General features: G+C 59.0%; 16 protein-coding genes. All 16 read right to left on the reverse strand.

Annotation, left to right across the window (positions count from 1 at the left end):
* Nucleotides 1–22 precede the first annotated feature (22 nt).
* A complete protein-coding gene (locus tag ACZ89R_RS17430) occupies nucleotides 23–580 on the reverse strand; it encodes a hypothetical protein (RefSeq protein WP_429545118.1) in 558 nt (185 codons plus the stop codon).
* Nucleotides 581–592: 12 nt separating this feature from the next.
* The gene (locus ACZ89R_RS17435) at nucleotides 593–3,277 is read right to left on the reverse strand and encodes a glycoside hydrolase family 24 protein (protein WP_429545117.1); all 2,685 of its coding nucleotides are present in this window, start codon (nucleotides 3,275–3,277) and stop codon (nucleotides 593–595) included.
* Nucleotides 3,274–4,305: an SEL1-like repeat protein gene (locus ACZ89R_RS17440; protein WP_429545116.1), complete on the reverse strand. Its 1,032-nt coding sequence runs from the start codon at nucleotides 4,303–4,305 to the stop codon at nucleotides 3,274–3,276. The genes ACZ89R_RS17435 and ACZ89R_RS17440 overlap by 4 nt, the downstream gene beginning before the upstream one ends.
* Nucleotides 4,306–4,316: 11 nt before the next feature.
* Nucleotides 4,317–6,353, reverse strand: a complete 2,037-nt coding sequence (locus ACZ89R_RS17445; protein ID WP_429545115.1) for a type VI secretion system Vgr family protein — start codon at nucleotides 6,351–6,353, stop codon at nucleotides 4,317–4,319.
* A 28-nt stretch (nucleotides 6,354–6,381) separates the two neighbouring features.
* Nucleotides 6,382–7,398 (reverse strand): serine/threonine-protein kinase, encoded by a 1,017-nt coding sequence (locus ACZ89R_RS17450; protein WP_429545114.1) that lies wholly within the window; start codon nucleotides 7,396–7,398, stop codon nucleotides 6,382–6,384.
* Nucleotides 7,395–8,123: a PP2C family protein-serine/threonine phosphatase gene (locus ACZ89R_RS17455; RefSeq protein ID WP_008007637.1), complete on the reverse strand. Its 729-nt coding sequence runs from the start codon at nucleotides 8,121–8,123 to the stop codon at nucleotides 7,395–7,397. The genes ACZ89R_RS17450 and ACZ89R_RS17455 overlap by 4 nt, the downstream gene beginning before the upstream one ends.
* The gene (gene tssM, locus ACZ89R_RS17460) at nucleotides 8,123–11,647 is read right to left on the reverse strand and encodes a type VI secretion system membrane subunit TssM (RefSeq protein ID WP_429545113.1); all 3,525 of its coding nucleotides are present in this window, start codon (nucleotides 11,645–11,647) and stop codon (nucleotides 8,123–8,125) included. The genes ACZ89R_RS17455 and tssM overlap by 1 nt, the downstream gene beginning before the upstream one ends.
* Nucleotides 11,648–11,660: 13 nt before the next feature.
* A complete protein-coding gene (gene icmH / locus ACZ89R_RS17465) occupies nucleotides 11,661–12,536 on the reverse strand; it encodes a type IVB secretion system protein IcmH/DotU (RefSeq protein WP_429375835.1) in 876 nt (291 codons plus the stop codon).
* A 5-nt stretch (nucleotides 12,537–12,541) separates the two neighbouring features.
* Nucleotides 12,542–13,873, reverse strand: coding sequence for a type VI secretion system baseplate subunit TssK (gene tssK / locus ACZ89R_RS17470; protein ID WP_429375834.1), 1,332 nt, complete (start codon nucleotides 13,871–13,873; stop codon nucleotides 12,542–12,544).
* Nucleotides 13,874–13,875: 2 nt separating this feature from the next.
* A complete protein-coding gene (gene tssJ, locus ACZ89R_RS17475; RefSeq protein WP_429545112.1) occupies nucleotides 13,876–14,376 on the reverse strand; it encodes a type VI secretion system lipoprotein TssJ in 501 nt (166 codons plus the stop codon).
* A 5-nt stretch (nucleotides 14,377–14,381) separates the two neighbouring features.
* Entirely contained in the window at nucleotides 14,382–15,578 is a 1,197-nt protein-coding gene (tagH, locus tag ACZ89R_RS17480) for a type VI secretion system-associated FHA domain protein TagH (protein ID WP_429545111.1), read from the reverse strand.
* 17 nt (nucleotides 15,579–15,595) lie between these two features.
* Nucleotides 15,596–15,736 carry a hypothetical protein gene (locus ACZ89R_RS17485; protein ID WP_007894589.1) on the reverse strand — a complete coding sequence of 47 codons (141 nt, stop codon included), beginning with the start codon at nucleotides 15,734–15,736 and terminating at the stop codon, nucleotides 15,596–15,598.
* Nucleotides 15,737–16,007: 271 nt separating this feature from the next.
* Nucleotides 16,008–17,525, reverse strand: a complete 1,518-nt coding sequence (locus ACZ89R_RS17490; protein WP_429545110.1) for a sigma-54 interaction domain-containing protein — start codon at nucleotides 17,523–17,525, stop codon at nucleotides 16,008–16,010.
* Nucleotides 17,526–17,535: 10 nt separating this feature from the next.
* On the reverse strand, nucleotides 17,536–20,184 hold the full coding sequence (gene tssH, locus ACZ89R_RS17495) for a type VI secretion system ATPase TssH (RefSeq protein ID WP_429545109.1): 2,649 nt from the start codon (nucleotides 20,182–20,184) through the stop codon (nucleotides 17,536–17,538).
* A gap of 13 nt (nucleotides 20,185–20,197) precedes the next feature.
* The gene (gene tssG / locus ACZ89R_RS17500; RefSeq protein ID WP_192345072.1) at nucleotides 20,198–21,205 is read right to left on the reverse strand and encodes a type VI secretion system baseplate subunit TssG; all 1,008 of its coding nucleotides are present in this window, start codon (nucleotides 21,203–21,205) and stop codon (nucleotides 20,198–20,200) included.
* Complete coding sequence (gene tssF, locus ACZ89R_RS17505; protein ID WP_429545108.1) at nucleotides 21,169–22,956, reverse strand: type VI secretion system baseplate subunit TssF; 1,788 nt, start codon at nucleotides 22,954–22,956, stop codon at nucleotides 21,169–21,171. The genes tssG and tssF overlap by 37 nt, the downstream gene beginning before the upstream one ends.
* Between the last annotated feature and the right edge of the window lie 15 nt (nucleotides 22,957–22,971).

A 22,971-nucleotide genomic window follows, 5' to 3' on the forward strand; every position in this document is an offset into this window, starting at 1 on the left:
GATTCAAACACCTCATAAGAAATCAAGGATTGTCATATATCACTTCTTGTGCAAACCGACTCTCATCAATTAGATCCCTATCCTTAATGCCATACTTATTAATTAAGTCATCAAAAGACCCAGAAGAACCAAATGAGCGATATGAATTACTAAAGCTATAATAAATCAACTCTCCTTCCTTCGAGTAATAACCGTGCCACTCCGGGCAAGAACCACACCCCCCAAAACCACCTATAGAAACTACGCTCCCCTTACTACCTTTTATACAAGCCATAGAGACAACTACATTTGATAAAGACTTCACACTTCTCCCAGCATCTGTGAGCTGAGAGACTTTATCAATTTTACGACGACTTTCTTTACCATTGATCTTGATAACCTGATCAGTACATACAGGCAACCCCCCATGCGCCTGGGATATCTCTACTGTATCTTTCTGGCAACTTGATACCAACTCAACTTTAACTCCATCACAATCCATTACATCTTTCTTTACATACGACTCAGTGCCTGGAGAAGACACAGCTATTCCTGACGACAAAGACAACAACAAAAAGAAAATTACTCTACCTTTGAACATCTGCAAAAACTCCTACTCCATAAGATCTGAAATAAAACCCACCTTCATAGGTAAGTCACTTTCACCAGCTAACTCTTGTTCTACAAGTTCGTGGTATGCCCGCAACGTATCATCGAGTTTCACGGTGGGCTGCCCATAAGGCGATCCAGGCAAACTCGCCCATTCCTCCTTGCACAAATCAATCGCAGCGTTGATATCTCCACGCATTATCTCAGCAAGTGCCTTTCTGCGAAACTTCAGCACTAGGACACAAAATCTGTCTTGCATCTCAGGCGAAAAACTTGTAATCCCATATTCTTTCCGTAGCTTGATCGTACCTTTGTCTTTCCACACATACCCCATGACCTGATAGGCACCGGCGGCGCTTGACCATATTTTTTTCCCCGTTTTTTTAACGGTTTTAATCATTGTTAAATCAGGGTGATCTGCAAACGTTTTTCCATAGTCCTTAATAAAGGACTCTCCACCGAACAAATGCTCATACCCTATCAGACCAGTAGTCCCTTCCCCAATCTTCAGCATTCTCAAGAAAGCCCGAATACGGGCCTCTTCAAGGGTCATAACATGGATTTTCTTCAAGTTATCGATAAATGCTATTGGATGGAAGTGGTAAATAGACTTTGGCAATGCAATCTGCATAGCCCCTGCCATTTCGTCCCAGAAGACAAGTTTATCTATCCTTTCTTGCTCGTGCTTCAGTACTGCGGGAGTTTCTAAAAGAAGCTCCTTCAGTCGTGCCCACTTCGGCTCAGATGATTTTGCCTGCCACTCCGTAGGATGATAGGCAATAAGTTTAGTCCAGCGACTACGGAGTTCTGCATCTCGAAGTGCCGCCTGCAATTCTTCAACAGTGACATTACCGTCGGCCACTCCCTTACTCTCAATTTCGGAGTAGATTGTCTTAAAAAAATCCGGCATCGCATCAACATCTAAAAAACCATCAGCACTTTCATTACCTTCTTTGACGATACTGAATCCTAGTTTTTCCCAGTCATGCTGACTAAGGATCGCGGCACCTTCTTTTTTCAAGAAGCCTTCCAATGAAGAAGGCCCGCCTTTAATGGAAAGCCCAAACCACTCTTTCCCGCTTGAGTCTTTCGCAACTTTCGCCTTGCCCACAGGAACAATTATTTTTTCTGTAAGAGGTGACTGTTTTGGAGAGAATGATACTTTGCCATCCATCTCAGACTTCTTATATAAATCTGTACCAACATCAAGAACAAGATGCTGATTTCCACTCGTCAACCCCTTCGAGTTCTTTATAAGACTAGCGATATCATCGCTACTAAAAACCTCAAGATGAACCTGATGTTTGCTTGATTTTCCGCCAGCAGGCCCTGCCAACACCTCATTTAAACCAAGGTAACCAACCGGATCTCCTGCTTTGATTGCAATATTCGTAAGCACCACATTGTCAAAATTTGTTGGTGTAACAGGTGCCCAATCAACAAGATGATTGGACTTATCATTTTCCACACAAGCCCAGAATGTAGGTGGAACTGAACCACCTTTTTTCAATCCGGTAGGAGTCTCTGAGTTACTAGGCACAAAAGTGCACTCAGCCATTTTTAGCAGTTTACCTTTTACATTTAAGTTTAGAACCTTTTCGCTATCAAACTCAATAACACTAGAAGTACACAAGATCATGTCGGCGCTTATTGGGTCACCTGCTTTCGCGCCATTGACTTGTGACTCTGGCGGATTACGCAGTTGTAGGCCCTTCGCAGTAACTGTGGCCCGGACTTTACCCTGCCAATATACAGGCCTCAATCTCTCAACCTTAGCCTCTGATGGATAGTGCGCATAAGGTAAAAGGTGCATATAAAGACTGAAAAAAGTCATTACATTTTCTGATACCGCGCTAACTTTTTCATTAGACTTTCCAGGTACCTTATAGTCATGCCTCACCAAGCAAAATGAACTTGAATAGTTCAAGTCTGTCTTGGTTTCACCCTGCTCAAATTCTGACTTGACGTAATTTTCATTTAAGCGGTAGGCGACCACCACCCCATCAGCAATACACCGAACAGGCTGGTCACCCGTACATTGGGGCGCACTCAGCTCGCTTATATGAATACCACCATGCCAAAACTTGTTGCTCCCCAGCAGGTAATGCCCTGACATTTCATTTTCGAGCGCTTTGTAGACATCTTCGGCGTCGGTGAACTGCTCACCGTCAGCTTTGCGGAATGGATACTGAAAATTCATCAGCGGCGAAGCGGCCTGTGCTGTTGGAGCAGGAGCTGGCGCAGCCGTAGGCGCTGGCTGGGCACCTCTAAATTGGGATTTTGGACGCAAAAACTTTTCTGGCATTGGCCAGTAGCGACTACCTTCACCGTATTTTGCGGATTTCGGTCCGTTTGAGGATTGCGACCCGAAAAAATTTCCCCTATCGCGACTGGGGCTAACGATGTCTTCAATAACTCCTGTATGCCCGTGAAATACGATCCAAAGTGCAACATCACCAGGCTCGACACTCGCGAGCGGAATTACGTCGAAATAATTAGTGTCCGTATTTAGCTGTGCCGTTGTCATGTACGGGATTGTATACCCCGCATCCTTCAGCATTTGGTACAAAAGATTGGAACAATCAATCTCTTTCTTACCGTTATTATTATGATCGATGTCGCCCTTATGGGGGCCATATTCATAACCGCTGCGGTATTTATCCCGCTGCTCAAGTAGTCCAGTACTCATCGGAAGCTTCCTGCTTTAATACATTGAATTGAACCATCACTGACGACACCTTGGGTCGCCAAGCGGTCAACAGCACTAGTACCGGCCTCAAGATCAGATTTTTGAGCCTCTCGAAAGCACGCCATTGCACGAGGAAGGTCAGCAGGAACTAACGAGCCCATTTCGTACGCCTCGCCCAATCGAATCCGTGCGTTAGTTGACCCCTGGATGGCGGCACGCTCCAATGTGGCCATCGACTGCTTCGGGTTGATACAAACGTGATTTTCGTCGTATTCACCCTCATCACAGTAAAAATCTGCGAGCGTCAAACCCGCGTCCGGAATGCGCTCTGAAGCCTGGATCAAAAGCTCCAGTATTTTGGAGTTCTCCAATCGCGGTGCTTGCCCAGAAAGACTGATTCCTGCAGCAGCGACTGCAGCTTGGGCCGAACCTTTTCGGGCGCCATCTAAATAGCTATCCAATGCCGCCGCGTACAAATAGACACCTGACTCGGGAGATGCCTTATTAACCAGCCTGTCGAATATCACGCCTTTCTTCAGTTCTCGCTCACCGGGCTCTGGTTCCTCTGATCGAGCAACTTCATCCATCACCGCTTCGAGCGACCAATCTTCAACACGGTTTAGAACCCAACAATCGCCATGCTTGAAGACGAAAACCTTCAAAAACTGGCCCGTTTGATCGCGGACAATCACCCTGTTCGGCAAATTGATCTCGATCGTGAAATTCGATTTGGCGGCATTTTCCGGAAGCAGCACTTTCAATTCGTCGGTGGCCAACTCCTTCAGGCTCCGCTCAACAACCTTTGGTATGTTGCCATCAGCTATTACGTGAACCTGCTTCACAGGGGACGCGATAAAAGCTTTCTGTACCTCTGGTTCGGATGAAAAAGCTTTGACGAAATCAGCAAAGTTGCTGCTCGGACATTGAGCGTCGCGGGGCGACGAGGCAAAGGCACCGGAGCTCATCCCCAAGCTCAACAGTGCAATGGAAAACCACTTCATCTGCCTTACGTGTTTGTTTGTTGTCATCACGAAACTCATCACTCAGAAAACACAAAAAAAGCCTTCGGCTTAACCTGCTCAGGCACCGCATTCCCCACCGCCTGATCCATCAAACTCCCCGCCTTATCCTTATCCGCAGCCCCCGGCAGCACCGGCGGCTTAATCCCAATTCCAGTCCCACTCCCCGCCGACCCACCGGCATTAATCTTCACCACCGGCCCAACAACCGTCACACCACCGGCATCGAGCTTGATAAAACTCCCACCGGCCTTAACCGTGAGCTCCATCCCGGCCTCGATAACAATCTTGTCCCCAGCCTTGAGATGTATTTCCTTCCCCGCACTGGTCAGCTGCGCAGTCCCCAACTTCACATGCTGGTTCTGCCCAATCGTCAGGTGATCATCCATCCGCACTTCTGTCTTGCGATCAGCAATCGTGGTGCGATGTTCTTCCGCCTTCAGCTCGGTGTAGGTGTTCTTCACCACCGTGTCGTGGCGTTCATTCCCCACGCGAATCTTCTGGTCGTGCTCGATGTTTTCATCCCAATCCCGCTGGGCATGAATAAAGATCTGCTCAGCGCCTTTCTTGTCTTCAATCCGCAGTTCGTTGAACCCGCCGCCGCCCGGTGAGCTGAGGGTTTTGAATACGGTGCGGGTTTTGTTTGCGGGCAGGTCGTAGGGGACGAGGTTTTCCTTGTGGTACAGGCAACCGGTCACCAGCGGTTGGTCGGGGTCGCCTTCGAGGAAGGTGACGAGCACTTCCATGCCGATGCGCGGGATGGCGATGGCGCCGTAGCGGTCGCCGGCCCAGCTGGAGGAGACGCGCATCCAACAGCTGGTTTTGTCATCCGCCAACCCTTCGCGGTCCCAGTGGAATTGCACTTTGATGCGGCCGTATTGGTCGCAGTGGATTTCTTCGCCTTTGGGGCCGGTGACCATGGCGGTCTGGCTGCCGAGGACGCGGGGTTTGGGGTGTTCCAGGGCGGGGCGGTAGAAGACGTTCCACGGGGTGGCGAGGAAGCGGTTGCGGTAGCCCTGGTGGAAGTCGTCTTTGTTGTTGGTGGTGTCGCTGGTCACGGACTCTTCGAGCACTTGCGGCTGTTTGCCTTCGTGGACGATTTCGGTGAGTAGCCAGAGGTCGTTCCACTCGGTGCGCGGGTGATCGGAGATTTCCAGGAAGTGGCCGCTGGCGAGGGTGGTCTGGTCGCCATGGCCTTCGGCTTGCTGGTAGTCGGCGCGGTGGCGTTCGAGGGCGCGTTGGCTGAGGAACTTGCCGCGCGCGCGGTCGAGGAAGCGGCCAGGGTAGTCGTAGTCTTCGAGGTCCGGTTCGGTGCTTTCGCCGTCGGGTTTATAGCCGGCTTCGAGTCGCAGGTTGGGCTTTTCGAAGTCGTAGTCGCGGCGGGTGACACGACCGGTGCGGGTTTCCAGGCGCAGTTTGAAGCCTTTGATTACCGGTTCATCGGCGACCATGCCGCTGCCTTGTACATAAGCCGTTGGCTGGCCGAGTTTGGGGAACACGGTCTGGTCGTCGCCGAATACCAGCAGGTGGGCTTTTTCGCTGTGCTGGAAGTGGTAGTGAATGCCTTCTTCTTCGCACAGGCGCTGGACGAAGTGCAGGTCGGTTTCGTCGTATTGTACGCAGTAGTCGCGGTCCGGGCACGGCTGGCTCAACTGGAATTTGTAGGCGTTGCCTTTGATGCCGTGTTCTTCGAGGATCAGCGCGATGATTTTCGGCGCCGACATCTGCTGGTAGATGCGCTGGTTGGTGCGGTGATGCAGGTATTGCAGCTGCGGCACCAGGGAGACTTTGTAGCGGGTCAGGCGCTTGCCGGCATCGCCTTGGGCGACGCGGTAGATCTGGCCGTGGATGCCGCTGCCTTTCGGGTCGAATGCGAGGAACGCCTGCTTGTGCAGGAGCTTTTCCAGGTCCAGGTCGGGGTTTTCGCTGACCAGTTCGAGGTCGAAGCGATACGGCTGGCTGATGCCTTCGGTGCCGGTGAACGACAGCACTTGCAGGTCGCCGACGTAGTCTTCGACTGTGAGGCTGAAGTGCGTTTCGTTAGCTGGGTTGAACATAAAGTGCTCCCTGTTCGAATGTCATCCGTTACGCCCGAAGTCGCAGACGTTGTAGCCAGGACGAAGTGGCGCCCAAGGCGTCACGCAATTGGGCGGCGGTGATGGTGCGCTTGGCCGCATCGAAAGCCAGCGCCGTTCGCAGCGCTGGCCAGCAGTGTTTCGGTAGATGCTTGGGTGCTTGCAGTTCGCGTTCGAGGTGCCCGTCGCGGGCCTCGGTCGAGGGCAAGCGGCGGAACGGGTGTTTGCCGCCCGAAAGTTCGTAGATCACGCAGGCCACGCCGTACACATCCGCGCTGGCCGACAGCGGTTGGCCTTCGAGCAGTTCGGGAGCGGCGTAGCCGGGGGTCCAGGCGTTGAAGCGGTTGCGGCTCAGGTGCGGCAGGCCGGGCAAGATGCCCTCTTGCGCTTGGCCAAGGCCGAAGTCGAACAGGCGCACGCCGTCTTCGCTGAGCATCACGTTGCTTGGTTTCATGTCGCCGTGCAGCACGCCGCGCGCATGGGCGTAAGCCAGCGCGTCGAGCAGCGGTAGCGCGATGTCGCGCAGTTCTATCCACGGCAAGCCCAGGGGCCGCTCGCAGAGTAATTTGTCCAGGGTCAGCCCACGCATGAGTTCCATGGTGATGAAGGCGCGCTGGCAGTCGGTATCCACTTCAAAGGTGTGCGGTCGCAGCACGTTGTTGTGGCGCAGTCGTCGGGTCAGGGCGAACTCGCAGTAGAGCAAGGCACTGGCGTCCGGCGATTCGGCAAATTCTTCGCTGAGGATTTTCAGCGCGATGTAAGGATCGGGATCGCCGAACTGTTCGCTCAGCAAGTCCCGTGCACGGTAAACCGCGCCCATGCCACCGGCACCGAGCAGGCGCTCGATACGGTAACGTCCCGCCAGCACGTCCGGCAGTTCGCCGATACTGGCCCGGGTCGGCGCCAGCGCAGGCTCGGCCTGATGCGGCTTTCCGTTTAGAGGCGTGGCGAAGGCGAAGTAAGTCAGGTTATTGGCTTCTTCCTCGGTCACCAGCAGGTCGTCGATCAGCGGCATGAATTCAGTCATTGGCGGATCACCACGGCTGTCAGATTGTCCCGGGCCGAGCCACGCAGAGCGCCGTCGAACAGACGCTCCAGCGCAACGTGCGGCGCGGTCAGGCTCAGGGCGTTGCCCAGGGCATCGCTAGTCAGCCCTTGATACAAACCGTCGCTGCACAGCAAAAACGCATCGCCGGGGTACACCTCGAGTTCGAGCACGTCCAGGGTCAGCTGCTCGGCAGCCCCGACCGCACGGGTCAGGGCGTGAGCGGCAGGGTGAGCCTGGGCTTGCTCGACGCTCATGTTCTGCTCGTCGATCAGTTGCTGTTGCAGCGAATGGTCCTTGGACAGCTGATACAAACGCTGGCCGCGCCACAGGTAGCAGCGGCTGTCGCCGGCCCAGATGCAGGCCGCGCGATTACCTTCTACGAGCAGCGCCACCACGGTGCTGCCCATGATGCTGTCGTGGCGCCCGGCGGTGACGGTCAACTCCTGACCCAAGCGGCGGTTGAGCCAGTGCAAGCACTGGCGAATACCTTTGAGTCGTTCGTCGAAGTCGTCCTGTACCGGCAATTCCGCCAGGCTGGCGACGATCAACTGGCTGGCGATGTCGCCGCCCTGATGACCGCCCATGCCGTCCGCGACCACCCACAGCCCCTGCTGTGGACAGTCGAGAAAAGCATCTTCGTTGCGCGCCCGAACCTTGCCCGGATCGGTACGCGCAGCGCTGCGCCAGGGACTGGCAACCAGCATCAGAGCTGCACCGGCATACGGAAAGTACGCAGCACGCCCATGTCGAACGGATTCGGCGTGCGCTGGCTCGACAGTAAGTAGTTGGCGCGCAGGCCACCCACGTCAGCCTTGAGCACCAGCACGTCGCGACCGGTCAGGTACTCGGTCTGCATCAGATCGAACAGACGGAACAGCGACCATGGGCCGGAGTTCTTCTCGATGCCGATCGGGCGGCCGGTCATTTTGTCGAGGACCAGGCTGGTGCGACCGTCTTCAGCGTCGGTCGGCCATTTGAAGGACACCGGCACGATCGGGCCGTGGCGGTATTCAATAGTCTTGTCGCCAAACTTGAACTCGGAACGGCTGACGGCCGGGTCGAGGGTGTACGGCTCCAGTTTGAACTGCACCTGCGGCTCGGCCGGGTTACTGGCGAAGAAGCTCTGGCGGATCACTTGTGCCGCGGCCATCTGGTCGAGGTAGACCTTGGAGATCGGCATGCTGTGACCGTCAATGCTGCGCAGGCGGTAGTTGCCTGGGTCGCCACTCACGAACGGACGCATGTAGTTGTCGAAGAAGCGGTCGGCGATGCCCTGGACCTTGAAGAACTCGCGGAAGTCGCTGATCGCAACGTCGCTGGTGCTGTGGGCGCTGAACGGGTAACGCTTGTTGATCGCCTTGCCGTAGAAGCTGTACAGCTCGCTCTGATACCGCTGGTTCAGGTACTGGTAGGAATCGTTGAGCACCAGACGCCAGGTGTCTTCGGCCAGCACGTTGAACCACACGCTGACAGGGCGCGGCAAACGGTTCGACGCATTGCGCAAGTTGCTCAGCGCATCACGCTGGCCGCTCATGCGGGTCTTGGCCATTTCGAACGCAGCCTGTTCCGGCGCACTGGCACGGGCCAGGCTCGACAGTTGCAGTTGCAGGTCGTTGAGTGCTGTCAGTGCCGGGGTCAGGTCAGCGGCCGGGCCGTTGTTGTCGTCCAGCAAGCGGTGCAGCGGTTCGAAGCGACGTTGCAGGGATTTCTTCGCGGTGTCGGGCAAGTTCTTCGCAATGTCCGACGCTTTGTCCGCGGCGGCCGCAGCGAGTTTGCCCAACTTGCCGCCCTTCTCATCCAGTTTGTCAGCCGCCTCGGCGGCTTCATCAGCGCTGTCTGCGATGACCTGGAAACGGGTGTTCTCGCGCACTTCCACCAGCAGTTGCAGCACCGGCGAGTTGGCGGACGTCAGACCCGCCAGTTGCTCGGCCCCTTCACCGGCGTCGTTGATCGGTGGCAATGCCACCTGACCGACCGCTTCGCTCCAGAAATTGGCATAGTCGCGGAAATACAGCTGCTCCAGCTCGACCATCAGGCGACGCAAGTCCATGCCGCTGATGCCCGAGCCTTCGCCCAGTACCCAGTTGTCACGCAGGATGTCGGTGACCAGCGCCGTGCCCTGGACCGAGAAATACTGCTGATAACCCTGTTGGGTGTAGAACCCCGGAATCACATAATCGGTGCCGACAAACAACGAACCCTGCGGGCCCAAGTGTTGGCTGAAACGGTATTCCGGCAGATTGCGAGCCTGCTCGCGCAGCATCCGGTAAACCACGTTGGCCAGCGACTCGCTGCGCAAAACCTGACGCGCCTGCGCCACCAGCTGATCGTTCAGCGGGTAGATAAACGGCTGCTTGAGCAAACGCTCGAAGTGGGTGTTCAAGCCGTTCTGCACCGCGGTGTTGCCGGCGTAGCGCAAGGACCAGTCAGTAGCGACCCAATCCTTGAGCCACGTAGCATCGCGGCGATCCTTCATGTTCAGCATCAGGTACGCACGCAGGCTGTTGAGCAGGCGTTCGCGGTCCTTCATGTTGGCGCGAATCTGCCCTTCCAGCAGCGTCGCAACCCGTGGCAGCAATTGCGCTTCAAGCTCACGCTCGTAGGCGCTGTTGACCACCGGATTGGCGTCTTCGCCTTGGTACAGGCCGCCGCGCTCGTGGTACGACACGTCACCTTTGTTCGGGAAGACCTGGGTCGCCGCGTAGCGGGTGTCGAGGGTCTTGAGCACCGCCATGGAGTCATCGCGCGCACTCAGGGCCGAGCGTTGCTGATTCCAGGTTTGCGCCAACGAACGCAGGTTTTCCAGACGCTCATAGTTGGCCGAGAAACCGCCCGCCCACAGCATGCCGAACAGCGCCAGCGCCGCCAGTGCGCCCACATACAGCGCACGTTGGCCCCAATGGATGCGGCTGCGCTCGCGCTTGTCCAGACCGGCCAGATCGGCCTCGGGGAAAATCACCCGGCTGAGCAAGTGGTGAATGAACCGCGAACGGCCGCTGCGCAGAGTCGGCAGCACGCCGGCGTTCATGCCCAGGTTGGCGCCGATGCCGGCGGTGGTCTGATCCATCTGTTCGGTCAGGTGCGGTGCGCTGATCAGGTAGAAACCGCGCAACTGGCTGACACGCTGGTAGCGGTTGCCGGTGAACGCCATGTCGACGAACAGGCACAGGCGCTCGCCGATTTGCCCCAGTTGATGCGGGAAGTCGAGGATGCGGCCACGGCGCTGGGTGTCGCGCTCCTGGTGCATGCGCATGATCACCTGGCTGTTCAGGCGACGCAGCAGCTCTTCGAACTCGGCGCGCAGCACAGCCACATCAGTACCGCTCTGCTCTTTGCGGAAGCTGGTACCGAGCACCTGATCGCTTTCTTCGCGGGTCAGTTGATCGAAGAACTCGTCGAAACCGAGCAGGCGATCGGCCTTGCTCAGCACCAGATAAATCGGCACGTCGACGTGCAGTTTCTGATGCACGTCTTGCAGACGCGCACGCACCTGGCGAGCCAGGGTGTCGAGGTCTTGCTCGCTGCCGCCCAGCAGGGTTTCCACCGGGATGGTCACCAGCACACCGTTCAACGGACGGTTGCGGCGACGCTTGCGCAGCAGGTCGAGCAAGGTGCTCCAGGCGCTGCCATCAACTTCCGCATCCGGCTGGGTCAGGTAACGCCCGGCGGTGTCGATCAGCACGCCGTGGTCGGCGAAGTACCAGTCGCAATGCCGAGTGCCGAGGGTGTCGCGGGTGAGTTTGCGGTCGATCTTGTTGATCGGAAACTCAAGCCCCGAGAAGTCCAGCAGGCTGGTCTTGCCGCTGCCCTGCGGGCCGATCAGCAAGTACCACGGCAAATCGCTGCGCCAGCGCTCGCTGCGACCGCGATAGAGACTCGAGGTCTTCAGGGTTTTCAACGCATCCTTGAAGCGTACGCGAAGTTCTTTCTGCTCTTCGTCGATCAGCTCTTCACGGCGGATACGGTCCTGGCCGTCTTCGGTTTCTTCGATGGCCTTCTTGCGCACACCGGCGCGCCAGCTGACGAAGACCATGGTCAGGCCCCAGATCAGGAACAGCACACTGATGGTCAGCAGGCGGGAGGTCGAACCTTCCCAAAACTTGTAGTCATTGACCGCCAGCAGCGGCCCGACGAACCACACCAGCAGGGCGATAAAGAGCACCAGCAGCAGGGTCCAGACCCAGGTCTGGCGCAGGAATGCGCCGACTTTCTTGAAAAACTTTTTCATCACACGTCCCTGTTTACGGCTTCGACTGCGGCTGAACCGCGACCGGATCCAGCTGCTGGTAAGGTTGCAGAACGGTTTCGCGTTGCTCGCCCAGCACCCAGGCGAAGCCCGAATACATCACCACCAGGCAGACCACGGTGAACAGCACCACCATCCACGCCGGCACGATGCGCACCAGGCTGCGGCGCTGATCGTTCAAGCCTTCCCAATGCGGCGACAGCTCACGCGGCACATCGCCGCGCAGTTGACGAATCTGCCGATACAAGGCATCGCGGATGCCTTCGAGTTCGAGCATGCCGCGGGCTTGCACCCGGTACTTGCCTTCGAAACCGAGGGACAGGCACAAGTACATCAGCTCCAGCATTGGCAGGTGCTTGACCGGGTTTTTCGACAGGCGATCCAGCAGCTGGAAGAACTTCTCGCCACCAAAGGTTTCGTTGTGGAAGCTGCTGAGCAGGCTCATCTGCGACCACTCGCTTTCGTTGCCCCACGGCGTGGTGACGACGGCTTCGTCGACCACGGTGCAGAGCACGTAACGGGCGGCCATCACCTGGCTGCTTTCAGCGCCGTTATGCAGCGCACGCACTTCAAACAGTTTGAGCCCGGCGGTCAGCCGCTCGTTGAGCGCGTACAGGTCTTCGCGGGTGTCGCTGTGCTTGAGTCGAACCACTTCCGACAGCAGCTCGGACGCCGCGGCCACCAGCGAATTGAGGCTGATGTTGAACGCTTCGGCCGGGCGCAGGCGCGCGGCGTAGATCATCCGTTCTTCCAGCTGCTCAAAACGCGGCGGTGCAGCGAAGTCAGTCAGCGGACTCGACGCCGGGCCGTGGCCCTGGCGGTCGAGCAGGACGGTTTTGTCGTCCTGGTTGTATTCCATGTCCTTGATCATGTCGGTCAGTTCCTGATGGCCCAGAATTTCAGTTCAAGCTCGGCGAATTCGCCGGACACGTGGAACGCGAAGCCGCCGGAGCGCTCGAGTTGCGCCAGGTCTTCGGAACTGAGTTCGAGGATGAAATAGGTTTTGTTGGAGTGGAACGCGATCTGCCGTGGCGCCACCGGCAACGGTTTGACCTTGATGCCCGGCAGGTGCAGGTTGACCAGTTGGCGGATGCGCTCCACCGGGCCGACCTTGAGGTGCGCCGGCAAGCGATGGCGCAGTTCTTCGGAGTCGCAGTTGGCACTGGCCGCGAGTACGAACGAGGCTGAGCCCAGTAGTTTGTGGTCGTGCAACGGCGACACGATGATCCCGTACTGACGCGCTTGCAGAATCAGTTCGATGGCGTGTTGTTCGAGCACCATCGACAGCACCTGACGGATTGCTTCCATCAGTTTGCGGAAGCTCGCGCCCTGGTCGCTGTGCTGGTAACGGCTGTCCAGACGCGGGCGTTTGCTCTCGCTGGAAAACGTCGCCAGATCGCCGAGCATGGTCAGCAGCGTGCGGTACAACTCTTCCGGGTGCACCTGTTCCAGGCCCAGGTAATGGCGCAGCAGCATTTCGGTGCGGTTGATCAGTTGCAGCATCATGAAGTCGCCGATTTCCGCGCCACCGACCTTGCCGTTGGAGCTGATCCGCTCGGCGATGGTGTCGCCCCGGTGGCCGAGCATGCTGATGACTTCTTTGAGGCACGACAGCAAGTAGCTGGACGAGTGCGCCTGAATGTAGGTCGGCACGAAGTCGGGGTCGAGGCTGATCACGCCGTCGGGCGTGGTGTCGAGCACTTCGCAGATCTTCAGTTTCACGTAGGCCTGGTCGCTCTGCTGCTCGCCGAGCAACAGTTTGAAGTCCGGACGACCGCAGCTGACCTGGCTGGCGGAGTCGTCGCCGGCATTGGAGTCGGCGACTTCCGCGTCGTACGCGGTGTAGCGCGCCAGCACGTCGGACTGCTCAGGGCGGCGAGATTCGATGTGGTTGCCGGTGACCAACGGCAGCGCCAGATAGATCGGCGTGTTGCCAGTGTTCGGCGGCACGTCCAGGGCCAACGGCTCGGTGTTGCCGCCCAGTTCGAACAGGCTGCCGTCCGGCAGAATCCCCGAGGCCTGGCTGATCACCAGTTTGCCCATGTTGAGGAACTGCAAGTCGATTTCCAGATTGAGGAAACCCCAGATGTAGCTGCCCAGCAACTGGGTACGGGTCTTCATCTGGTGGTCGTAGTAACGATCGTTGTGCTGGAAGTGCTGCGGACGCAGCAGCATGCCTTCCTGCCAAATGACTTTATGGGCATTCATGTTCAGTCATCCGCCTTGGCGAGCGTTTCATGGGTGTTGCGGATGCCGGCCTGATCGAGGGTCAGGTCCGCCACGGTGACTTCCAGCGGGGTGATTTGCACGGTGTAGCGCCATTTGGTTTCCGGCAGGTCGCGGTAGGCCGCGAGCACGCCGACGTAACGGCTGCCCTCCTCCACGCTGAGTTTGAGTTCGATGGTTTCACCCGGACGCAGCTCGAGTTCTTCGCTGGCCACCAGATCCGGGACCAGGGATTCCTTGGCGCGTTCGTAGAGGCTGAAGAAGTCGGCGTTCTCGAACGTCACCGGGTGCTTGAGCTCGAACAGACGCACGACAATCGGCGACGGACGCCCGTTGAGGTCCGGGTTCAGCTGATCGCTGCCGGTGAGCTTCAGGTTGACTTTGGTCACTTTGGAATACGGCGACAACGACGAGCATCCGGCCAACAGCACGAGGGCAATGAGCGCCGTCAGCGTCTTGAAAAAAGCGGTCGAGCAGCGAGACATGCGCATCATCCTTGGTGGTCGGTGTGAAGGGTAGAAATCAGGCGGATCTGTTCTTCGTAGGCCTGGGCAAAGTCGCGGGCCAGCAGGCGTTCGCTCCAGTCATCGTCCAGACGCAGAGCCTGGTGATAACGCCCGTAGGCTCTCCAGCGGCTGCCGGAGGTGGCGAGCAACGGCTTGCTGTCGCGCTCGAAGCGCAAGGTCAGCTGTTGCGGCGAGAAGTGCTCCAGGGTGCCGCGAACGGCGGCGCGACTGGCGGTCAGCAACGCCACCTGATGCGCCTGCAAATCACGGAACGCACGGGAGATCGCTTGCTCGGCCGGCAACTGACCCGGCTTGTTGCCCTGCAACAGAATGCCCAGCGCTTCGCCGGCATCGACGGCAAATTTCAGCGGGTTCTTGTTAGTGCCTTGCACGGTGGTTTGAGCCAGGCGCAGTTCGTTTTTCAGTTCACTGCGGGTGCGCAGGCTCTGCTGCAAACCGCCGACGCTCTGCTTGAGCAGGCGCGCTGCGTTCAGCGCCAGGGCTTCACGAGCGTCGTGGTCAAGGCCTTTGAGATCCACGCCGAGGGCGGCACCGAAGTGTTCCCAGAAACCTTCGCTCTGACGTTCGACCGCTTTGGCCGGCGGCGCTGGCGCAGGTTCTGCCGGGGCATTGATCAGCTCCGGGACCATCAGGCTTTCCATGTCGATGCGCGCGTAGTCGGCGCGTTGACGGGTGTCTTCGATAGTGGTGCTCGGGGAGATCAGTTCATCGATTTCCGAGTACACGCGCTCTTGCTGGTCGAGGGCATTGAGCGGGTCGAGGTCGAGGAACGCATCGTCCGGAATGATGCTGCCGGCTGCTTGCGGACGGCCGGCTTCAACGTCGAAGGTCGCCGGGTCGCGCACCAGTCGCGCGCGGATCTCGAAGTCACCCAGCACGTACACACTGCCGTGCTCGATACGCATAGGTTCGCCTTTGCGCAGACGCGCACCGCTCTCGCTGTCCTGGATACCGTTGCTGCTGGTATCAGTCAGGAAAAACGTCCCTTCACGGTAGCTGATCAACGCGTGGTGGTTGGACAGGTGACGCTTGCGGTCGGGGATGATCCAGTCGCAATCCTCGCCCCGGCCGATCACGCCACCGGCCTGCTTGAAGGTCTTCTGGCACAAATCCGTGGGCACGAACTGCTTGGTGTTCAGCATTTCGAAAACCAGTTCCATGGTGATACTCCTTGCGGTCACTTGCCGCGATTGACCGCCTGCGGATCACCCAATGGGCGATAGGTGTTGTCGTTATATTTGTAATTGCCGCTACAGCCGCCGAGGCCGCATAGAACGACGAGGGTCAGCAGGACGGCTTGCCAGTGACGAACAGGCATCAGAGGGGTCTCCAGGGGTAGACAAAGCACAAAGCGCCGACCCGTTTGGGCGGCGCTATAGAAAGCGAATGAGGTAAAACCGAGCGCTCTAGCCATAGGGCCTGAGCGGCGCCTTCGTGGCGAGGGAGCTTGCTCCCGCTGGGCTGCGGAGCAGCCCCAAAACCGGCTGTCCCGTTTATTCAGGCAGACCGTGTTGGCTGGATTGCGACTGCTGCGCAGTCGAGCGGGAGCAAGCTCCCTCGCCACAGGATTTCGCCGCTCAAAAATGGGGTCAGCCATCAAAGTCACCCAAATTGATATTCAGGCGCCCGAGGCGATAAAGCAGCGTGCGGCGCGGCAATCCGAGTTCGCGGGCGGCGAGGGTCTGGTTGCCGTCGTTCTTGCGCAGGCAGTCGAGCAGCAGACTGCGTTCGACCTGCTCCAGGCGTTCGCGCAGGTTCAGACTGTTGTCCTCCGGCATGGCTTCCATGCGCAGGGAGAAATGCTCGGCCAGCAACTCGCCGCCTTCACACAACAGCACCGCGCGTTCCACCAAACCTTTGAGTTCGCGAACGTTGCCGGGAAAGGCATAGCCGGACAGGTGATCCAGCGCCGCGTCTGACCAACGCACGGCATCGCGTTGCAGAAACGCGCAAGCCTTGTCGGCGAAGTGCCGGGCCAGGTCGAGAATGTCGCCTTCGCGCTGACGCAGGGCCGGCAGCTCGATCGGGAACTGCGCGAGGCGGTAGTACAAGTCCTCGCGAAATTTGCCTTCGCTGACCAGCACCGCCAAATCCCGGTGAGTTGCAGCGATGATGCGCACGTCGATTTTGTGGGTGTCGTTGGAACCCAACGGGCGGATCTCGCCTTCCTGCAACACGCGCAACAGCTTGGCTTGCAGGGACAACGGCATGTCGCCGATTTCATCGAGCAACAAGGTGCCGCCATTGGCCGCGTCGAACAGCCCGGCACGGTCGCGGTCGGCGCCGGTGAAGGCGCCTTTGCGGTAGCCGAACAGCTCGCTTTCCAACAGGTTCTCGGGGAACGCCGCGCAGTTCTGCACGATGAATGTCTGGGAGCGTCGCGGACCGCAGTCGTGAATCGCCCGCGCCACCACTTCCTTGCCGGTACCGGTTTCGCCGCGCAGCAGCACGGTGTACGGGCTGTGCAAAACTTTGCTGATCAGCGAATAGGTCTGGCGCATCGCAGCGCTCTTGCCGATCAAGCCATAACCGCTGACGCTCGGGACGCTGACCGACGCCGGTCGTGTATCGCCGGCCGGCCGACGCAAACGTTGCAACAAGTGCAATTGGCCGAGCACGAACGAGCCCAGTTGACCGAGGGAATCAGCAAAGCCTTGCAGGTCGATCTGCCGGCGACTGGCACACAGCAGCAAACCTTCGACAGCCTTTTGCTGATTGACCAACGGCACGCACAACAGCGACTGCCAGGGCGTGGCTTGCAGCGGCAGGAAACTGGTTTCGTGCAGGCTGCCGCTCAGCTCGCTGAGGCACACCACGCGGTTCTGGCACAAGGAGAATTGCAGCAGTTGTTCACCGTTGTAATCCGCCGGCAGGCTCGCCCCTTCCCGAGGTTGCAGAATGCCGTTCAGGCACTCGGCGTTCATCCCCAGGCAGGTGTGGGTCGCGTCCAGCAGGTACAGCTGCGTCAGCTCACAACCGCTGAGTTCGGCCAAACCGCGCACGAAGCCACCCAGCAGCGCAGCACCGTCCGCCGCCCGCGACAGGCTGGCGAACTGCGCCAACAAGGCTTCGGCATAGACCAGCGGTTGCGGCACTTGAGTGAACATCACACCCACCTCAGGCGAACTCGCACATCACGCTGGCGTCACCGTCGAGCGTCGCATGAACACGCTTGAGGCTTTCACCGGTGGCCATGGCATCGAGCAAACGGTCGGCCACCAGCGGCAACACATGCAGGTCGAGCAAATGGTCGATCAGGCGTGCGCCGCTGTCGCTTTGGGTGCAGCGTTCAGCCAGATGATCGACGAGGTCCTGGGAGTAAGTGAAATCGAGCTGACGACGATTCAGGCGCTCGCCCAAACGACCCAGTTTGATTTCGATCAGCTCGCGCAGCACCGGGCCACCGACCGGGTAGTAAGGCACCACGCGCATCCGCGCCAGCAACGCCGGTTTGAAGTGCTTGCTGAGCACCGGGCGAATGGTTTCTTCGAGGACTTCGGCGGTCGGCCGCGCGCCGTCTTCGCAGAGTTCGCTGATGCGGTCGCTGCCCAGGTTCGAGGTCATCAGGATCAGCGTGTTGCGGAAGTCGATCTCGCGCCCTTCCCCGTCGTTGGCCACGCCTTTGTCGAAGATTTGGTAGAACAGGTTGAGCACGTCCGGGTCGGCTTTTTCGACTTCATCGAGCAGCACCACCGAGTACGGCTTCTGCCGCACGGCTTCGGTGAGCATGCCGCCTTCGCCGTAACCGACGTAGCCCGGCGGCGCACCGATCAGGCGCGAGACGGTGTGCTTCTCCTGGAACTCGGACATGTTGATGGTGGTGATGAAGCGATCGCCGCCGTGCAGCAAATCGGCGAGAGCCAGGGCGGTTTCGGTCTTGCCGACGCCGCTTGGGCCGACCAGCAGGAACACGCCGACCGGTGCATCAGGCTTGTTGAGGCCTGCGGCGGTGGCGCGCATCGAACGGTCGAGGGCATGAACCGCTTGCTCCTGACCCCGAATGCGAGTGCGCAGATCGGTGGCGAAACTCGCGACTTTGGCGTTGTGCTCACGGGCCAGTTGCGCCAACGGCACGCCGGTCCAGGCGCTGATCACTTCGGCCACCAAACGCGGGCAGACTTCGAAGCTCACCAGACGCTCTTTGACCTGGGCATCGGTCAGGGCGCGGTGGGTTTCGTTCAGCGCAGTTTCCAGGGACGCGACGCTTTGCGCTTCGTCTATTGGCAGGGTTTCAATCACGGTGCCTTCAGCGTCTTCTTCAACCGTGATGGTCGGTTCGACGGCAGCGGCTTCACGGGCCTTGGCCAGTTGCTGACGCAGGTCCAGCAGGCGCTCGGCCAGCGCTTTTTGCTCGATCCAGAGGGTTTCCAGAGCGGCCATTTCTTCTTCGGCGTCGGCCAGGCGATCTTCCAGAGCGTCCAGTGCTTCGTGATCGATCAGCAGACCGGCCTCGGCGTCGCGACGCAGGGCCTGACGCTGACGGCCACCTTCGGCCAGTTCACCCCGCAGGCGTTCCAGGCTTTCCGGGGCGGCGGCGAGGCTGATGCGCACCCGGGCGCATGCGGTGTCGAGCACGTCGACGGCTTTGTCTGGTAACTGACGGCCAGCGAGATAGCGAGCAGACAGTTCGGCCGCGGCAACCACCGCGTCATCGCGCAGGTAGATGCCGTGGCTCTTCTCATAAACCTGAGCCAGGCCACGCAGGATGGTCACCGCTTCGCTGACGGTCGGTTCGTGCAGTTGCACCGGCTGGAAGCGACGGGCCAGGGCCGGGTCTTTCTCGAAGTATTTTTTGTACTCCGCCCATGTAGTGGCGGCGATGGTGCGCAACTCGCCACGGGCCAGGGCTGGCTTGAGCAAATTGGCCGCGTCGGAGCCGCCGGCATTGCCGCCCGCGCCGATCAGGGTGTGGGCTTCGTCGATGAACAGGATGATCGGTTTCGGCGAAGCTTTGACTTCGTCGATCACGCCTTTGAGGCGACGTTCGAACTCACCTTTGACGCTGGCACCGGCCTGCAACAGGCCCATGTCGAGGGACAGCAACTCGACACCTTTCAATACTTGCGGCACTTCACCGGCCGCAATGCGCGAGGCCAGGCCTTCGACGATCGCGGTTTTGCCGACGCCGGCTTCACCGACTACGATCGGATTGTTCTTGCGGCGACGGGCGAGGATGTCGACCATCTGGCGGATCGCGCCATCGCGGCACAGCACCGGGTCGAGTTTTCCGTCGCGGGCCTGTTGGGTCAGGTTGTGGGTGAAGCGCTGCAGCAGCGATTCGCCGGGCACGGCGGGTTTGCCGGTGGCCGGTTGTTCTTTCTGCGACAGGGCGAATTCTTTCAGGCGCTCGATGTTCAGCTTGGCCAGCAACGACTGATAACGGCTGCCGGCATAGCGCATCGGGTTGCGCAACAGTGCGAGGATCAACGCGGCTTGCTCGACCTGGCTCTGGCCCAATTCGAGGTTGGCCACCAGCAAGGCGTCTTGCAGCCACTGCACCAGTTCCGGGGCGAACACCGGGTTACGCGAGGCGCTATGCTCGACCCGCGATTGCAACGCGGCGCTCAGTTCGCCAGCGTCCACTTCGGCATCCTGCAACGCCCGTGCAAGCAGGCCTTGCGGGCGCTCCAGCAGGCCCAGCAGCAAGTCTTCGACGAGGATCTTGCTGCCGCCACGGGCGACGCAGCGTTCGGCAGAACTTTCCAGGTCACGACGGGTTTCGGCGTCCAGCGCCTGGATCAGTTGTTGCAGGTCTACGTTGATCATGTGTCATCTGTCCTTAATGAATTTTGCTGCCCAGGGTCACCACGCCGTCCGCTTTCTCGCGGCCGAGCCAACTGGTCCACCCCAGGCGACAGGCGTTCTGCTCACCGATGCGCAGTTCGCGGATTTCTTCCTGGCGCAGCACCAGGCGAATGTCGTAATCGAGCGGGTCGCGCAGGGTGAACCGCACCAGCGCGCACAGCGGCTGGTAGCCGAAACCGATCGGCAGGAATTCGTGAAAGCGTTGCCAGTCAAGCTCGCGGATGTGAATGCGGAATTTGCCGCTGCGGTCGCGCACGTGTTCGCCCAGCACCAGGTCTTCGCCGAGCATGCTGTTGGCGCGGCCCAGGCGATTGCGTTGCTCGTCGAGGATCTCGACGCGGCGCTCGATGCACTGCTCGATGGTCAGTTCGGCGTGCTTGAAGTAGTAGCGCAGCACCGCTTCGATCAACGCCGCCGAGTGCGCCCGCAAGCTGAGCAGGCCGAGGTACGGCAGCAGACGTTTCCAGTTCAGTTCCTGGGCCTTGCGGATCTCTTCGCCACCGAGGCCGATCAGGGCAAACAGCTGCGCCGAAAACGGGTCGAGGGCGCCGCTCTGGAAGCTCGCGCGGTAGCGGTACTTGCGCCAGATCGGCAGCATCAGCCGTTGCAGGCGATGGTGAAACAGGTCGAGGAAGTTGCGGGTCGGATTGCCGTCTTCGCTGTCGCCCAGGGCCTGTTCGCCATAGAACGCCGGCAGCGGCGAACCGGAACCGACCAGGCCGATCAGGTTGAAACGCAACCGCGCACGCATCTGCCCATGCTCTTTGAAAAACTCCACGCGATCGACGTCGCTGCCAGGGAAACCCAGGCTCGGATTGGCCTGGAATTCCAGCTGGTCGTACAGGTCGTCTTCGCTCAGGTACGGGTGCGCATCGCGCAGCCGGTCAATCACCAGCAGCACGGCCTGAAACAGCGAGTACTCGCGTATTACCCGGGTCAGCCCGCTTAAAGCAGGGGCTGCAGGCCCATACGTGGTGTCCATTGGTACACCTCTCCCTGTGTGCTTTTTACCCGCAGCTCGTGGAACGAATTGAGACTGGCGTAAAGCGCGAAAAACTCGTTAAGAACCGAAGCGAACACGAACAGGTCGCCTTCGCCGATATACCCTTCCGGGTCGATGGTCAGCTCGGTGCGCAACCCGCGTACCGGCAACCCTCGGTGCAATCTGTCGACGTGTTGGTGCTTGATCGACTTGAGCCCGCCCAGCAGGCGCTTGCTGACTTTTTCCGCGTGTTGGTCGTAGTAGCGCGGCAGGTCGTAGGTTTCGAGAATCACCTTCAGCGCATTGACGTCGGCCAATGAGAGGTAGTTGAGCGACATGTTGCTGATCAGCTTCCAGAGGAAGTCACGGTTCAGCGGCGGTGCGAAACTGGAGGTGGCCGGGGTGATGTTGCGGAAACTCAGAAACTCCGGCGTCTCTTCACAGGCCATGCAGATGTCGCCGAGCTTGAGCTTGCGCGGCAGGTTCTGGTTGGTGCACATCAGCTCGATCGACAGGGTTTCGTGGGCTTCGGTGTGGCGGATGCCGAAGCTCAGGTAGGTGTCGAGGCCGTCGTGCAGCAAGGACGAACGCTGGCGGATGCTGTAATGCGGACGGCTGGTCGGTACATCGAAACTCGGGTCGTGTTCGAAGGATTCGAACGGCACGTACTCCTGATAACCGAGGCCGCCGGGCTTCCAGCCAGTCACGGTTTCCACCGAGAACACGCCGCAGTTTTGCAGGTCGAACTCGGCCGGCAACAGCAGGTATTCGTCCTGTTTGCCATCGAGGCGAATGGGCAAAGCATCGTGCTCGAACAGGTTAACGATCGGCGTGCAGTAGAGCTTCACGTTGTCCAGGGTCGGACGCATACGCATGATGCCGCTCTTGCGAATATCGAAGCGCAATTCGAGGCCGCGCATTTGCTTGAGCGTGTCTTCCGGAAGTGCCTTGAGCAGGTCCAGACCGTTGATGTCGACGAACAGGAACTTGTCCTGGAAGGCGAAATATTCCTGCAGGTAGCGATAGCCGCGGAAGGTGTTCAGCGGATACGGGATCAACGCCTCTTCTTCGGCAAAACCCACCGGCTGCACGCGGTCGCCGGGCATCTTGAACGCCATCGGCTGGCCGCTCACACCGTTGATGGGCTTGCCGGCGCCATCCAGCGGGATCAGTTCGATACCTTCAAGGTTGCGCAGCAGACTCAGGTAAAGCATCTGGCTGATGTAGCGCTCACCGGCAAAGTGCAGGCGCAGACGACTCAGCTCCAACTCGCCGAGGTGACCATCGGCGCTCATCTCCAGACGCAGGCTCAACAGCGAACCGTCACCCTTCACCGAGTAAGTCAGCGCGGCCAGATCCAGCGGCAGCACCTCGGTCGGATAGCACGTACGGAAACGGCAGCGCACATCATCGACCGGCACACTCTCCACCGGCGTATCACGCTCGACCCTCAACGCAGGCCCGGAACGCTTCAACGGATCGAACTGCAAAATGCTGAACGCCGGCAGCGGCCGCATGTAGTTGGGCCACAGCAGCTGCATCAGGGAATGGCTGAGCTCCGGCAACTCGTCGTCGAGCTTCTGGCGCAGGCGGCCGGTCAGAAAGGCAAACCCCTCCAGCAACCGCTCCACATCCGGATCCCGCCCGGCTTGCCCGAGAAAAGGCGCCAACGCCGGGCTACGCTCGGCGAAACGACGACCTAACTGGCGAAGTGCGGTGAGTTCGCTTTGGTAGTAGTGGTTAAAGGACATGGAGTAGTTGCCTGA

It is taken from the genome of Pseudomonas sp. TE3728, from assembly GCF_056279145.1.

Bases quoted from the DNA above. Each gene is read 5' to 3' on its own strand.
- ACZ89R_RS17440 (WP_429545116.1), bottom strand. From the start codon at position 4,305: ATGACAACAAACAAACACGTAAGGCAGATGAAGTGGTTTTCCATTGCA.
- ACZ89R_RS17485 (WP_007894589.1), bottom strand. From the start codon at position 15,736: ATGCCTGTTCGTCACTGGCAAGCCGTCCTGCTGACCCTCGTCGTTCTA.
- tssH (WP_429545109.1), bottom strand. From the start codon at position 20,184: ATGATCAACGTAGACCTGCAACAACTGATCCAGGCGCTGGACGCCGAA.
- tssM (WP_429545113.1), bottom strand. From the start codon at position 11,647: ATGAAAAAGTTTTTCAAGAAAGTCGGCGCATTCCTGCGCCAGACCTGG.
- ACZ89R_RS17430 (WP_429545118.1), bottom strand. From the start codon at position 580: ATGTTCAAAGGTAGAGTAATTTTCTTTTTGTTGTTGTCTTTGTCGTCA.
- tssG (WP_192345072.1), bottom strand. From the start codon at position 21,205: ATGGACACCACGTATGGGCCTGCAGCCCCTGCTTTAAGCGGGCTGACC.
- tssF (WP_429545108.1), bottom strand. From the start codon at position 22,956: ATGTCCTTTAACCACTACTACCAAAGCGAACTCACCGCACTTCGCCAG.
- tagH (WP_429545111.1), bottom strand. From the start codon at position 15,578: ATGGAACTGGTTTTCGAAATGCTGAACACCAAGCAGTTCGTGCCCACG.
- ACZ89R_RS17455 (WP_008007637.1), bottom strand. From the start codon at position 8,123: ATGCTGGTTGCCAGTCCCTGGCGCAGCGCTGCGCGTACCGATCCGGGC.
- ACZ89R_RS17490 (WP_429545110.1), bottom strand. From the start codon at position 17,525: ATGTTCACTCAAGTGCCGCAACCGCTGGTCTATGCCGAAGCCTTGTTG.
- tssJ (WP_429545112.1), bottom strand. From the start codon at position 14,376: ATGTCTCGCTGCTCGACCGCTTTTTTCAAGACGCTGACGGCGCTCATT.
- ACZ89R_RS17435 (WP_429545117.1), bottom strand. From the start codon at position 3,277: ATGAGTACTGGACTACTTGAGCAGCGGGATAAATACCGCAGCGGTTAT.
- icmH (WP_429375835.1), bottom strand. From the start codon at position 12,536: ATGATCAAGGACATGGAATACAACCAGGACGACAAAACCGTCCTGCTC.
- tssK (WP_429375834.1), bottom strand. From the start codon at position 13,873: ATGAATGCCCATAAAGTCATTTGGCAGGAAGGCATGCTGCTGCGTCCG.
- ACZ89R_RS17450 (WP_429545114.1), bottom strand. From the start codon at position 7,398: ATGACTGAATTCATGCCGCTGATCGACGACCTGCTGGTGACCGAGGAA.
- ACZ89R_RS17445 (WP_429545115.1), bottom strand. From the start codon at position 6,353: ATGTTCAACCCAGCTAACGAAACGCACTTCAGCCTCACAGTCGAAGAC.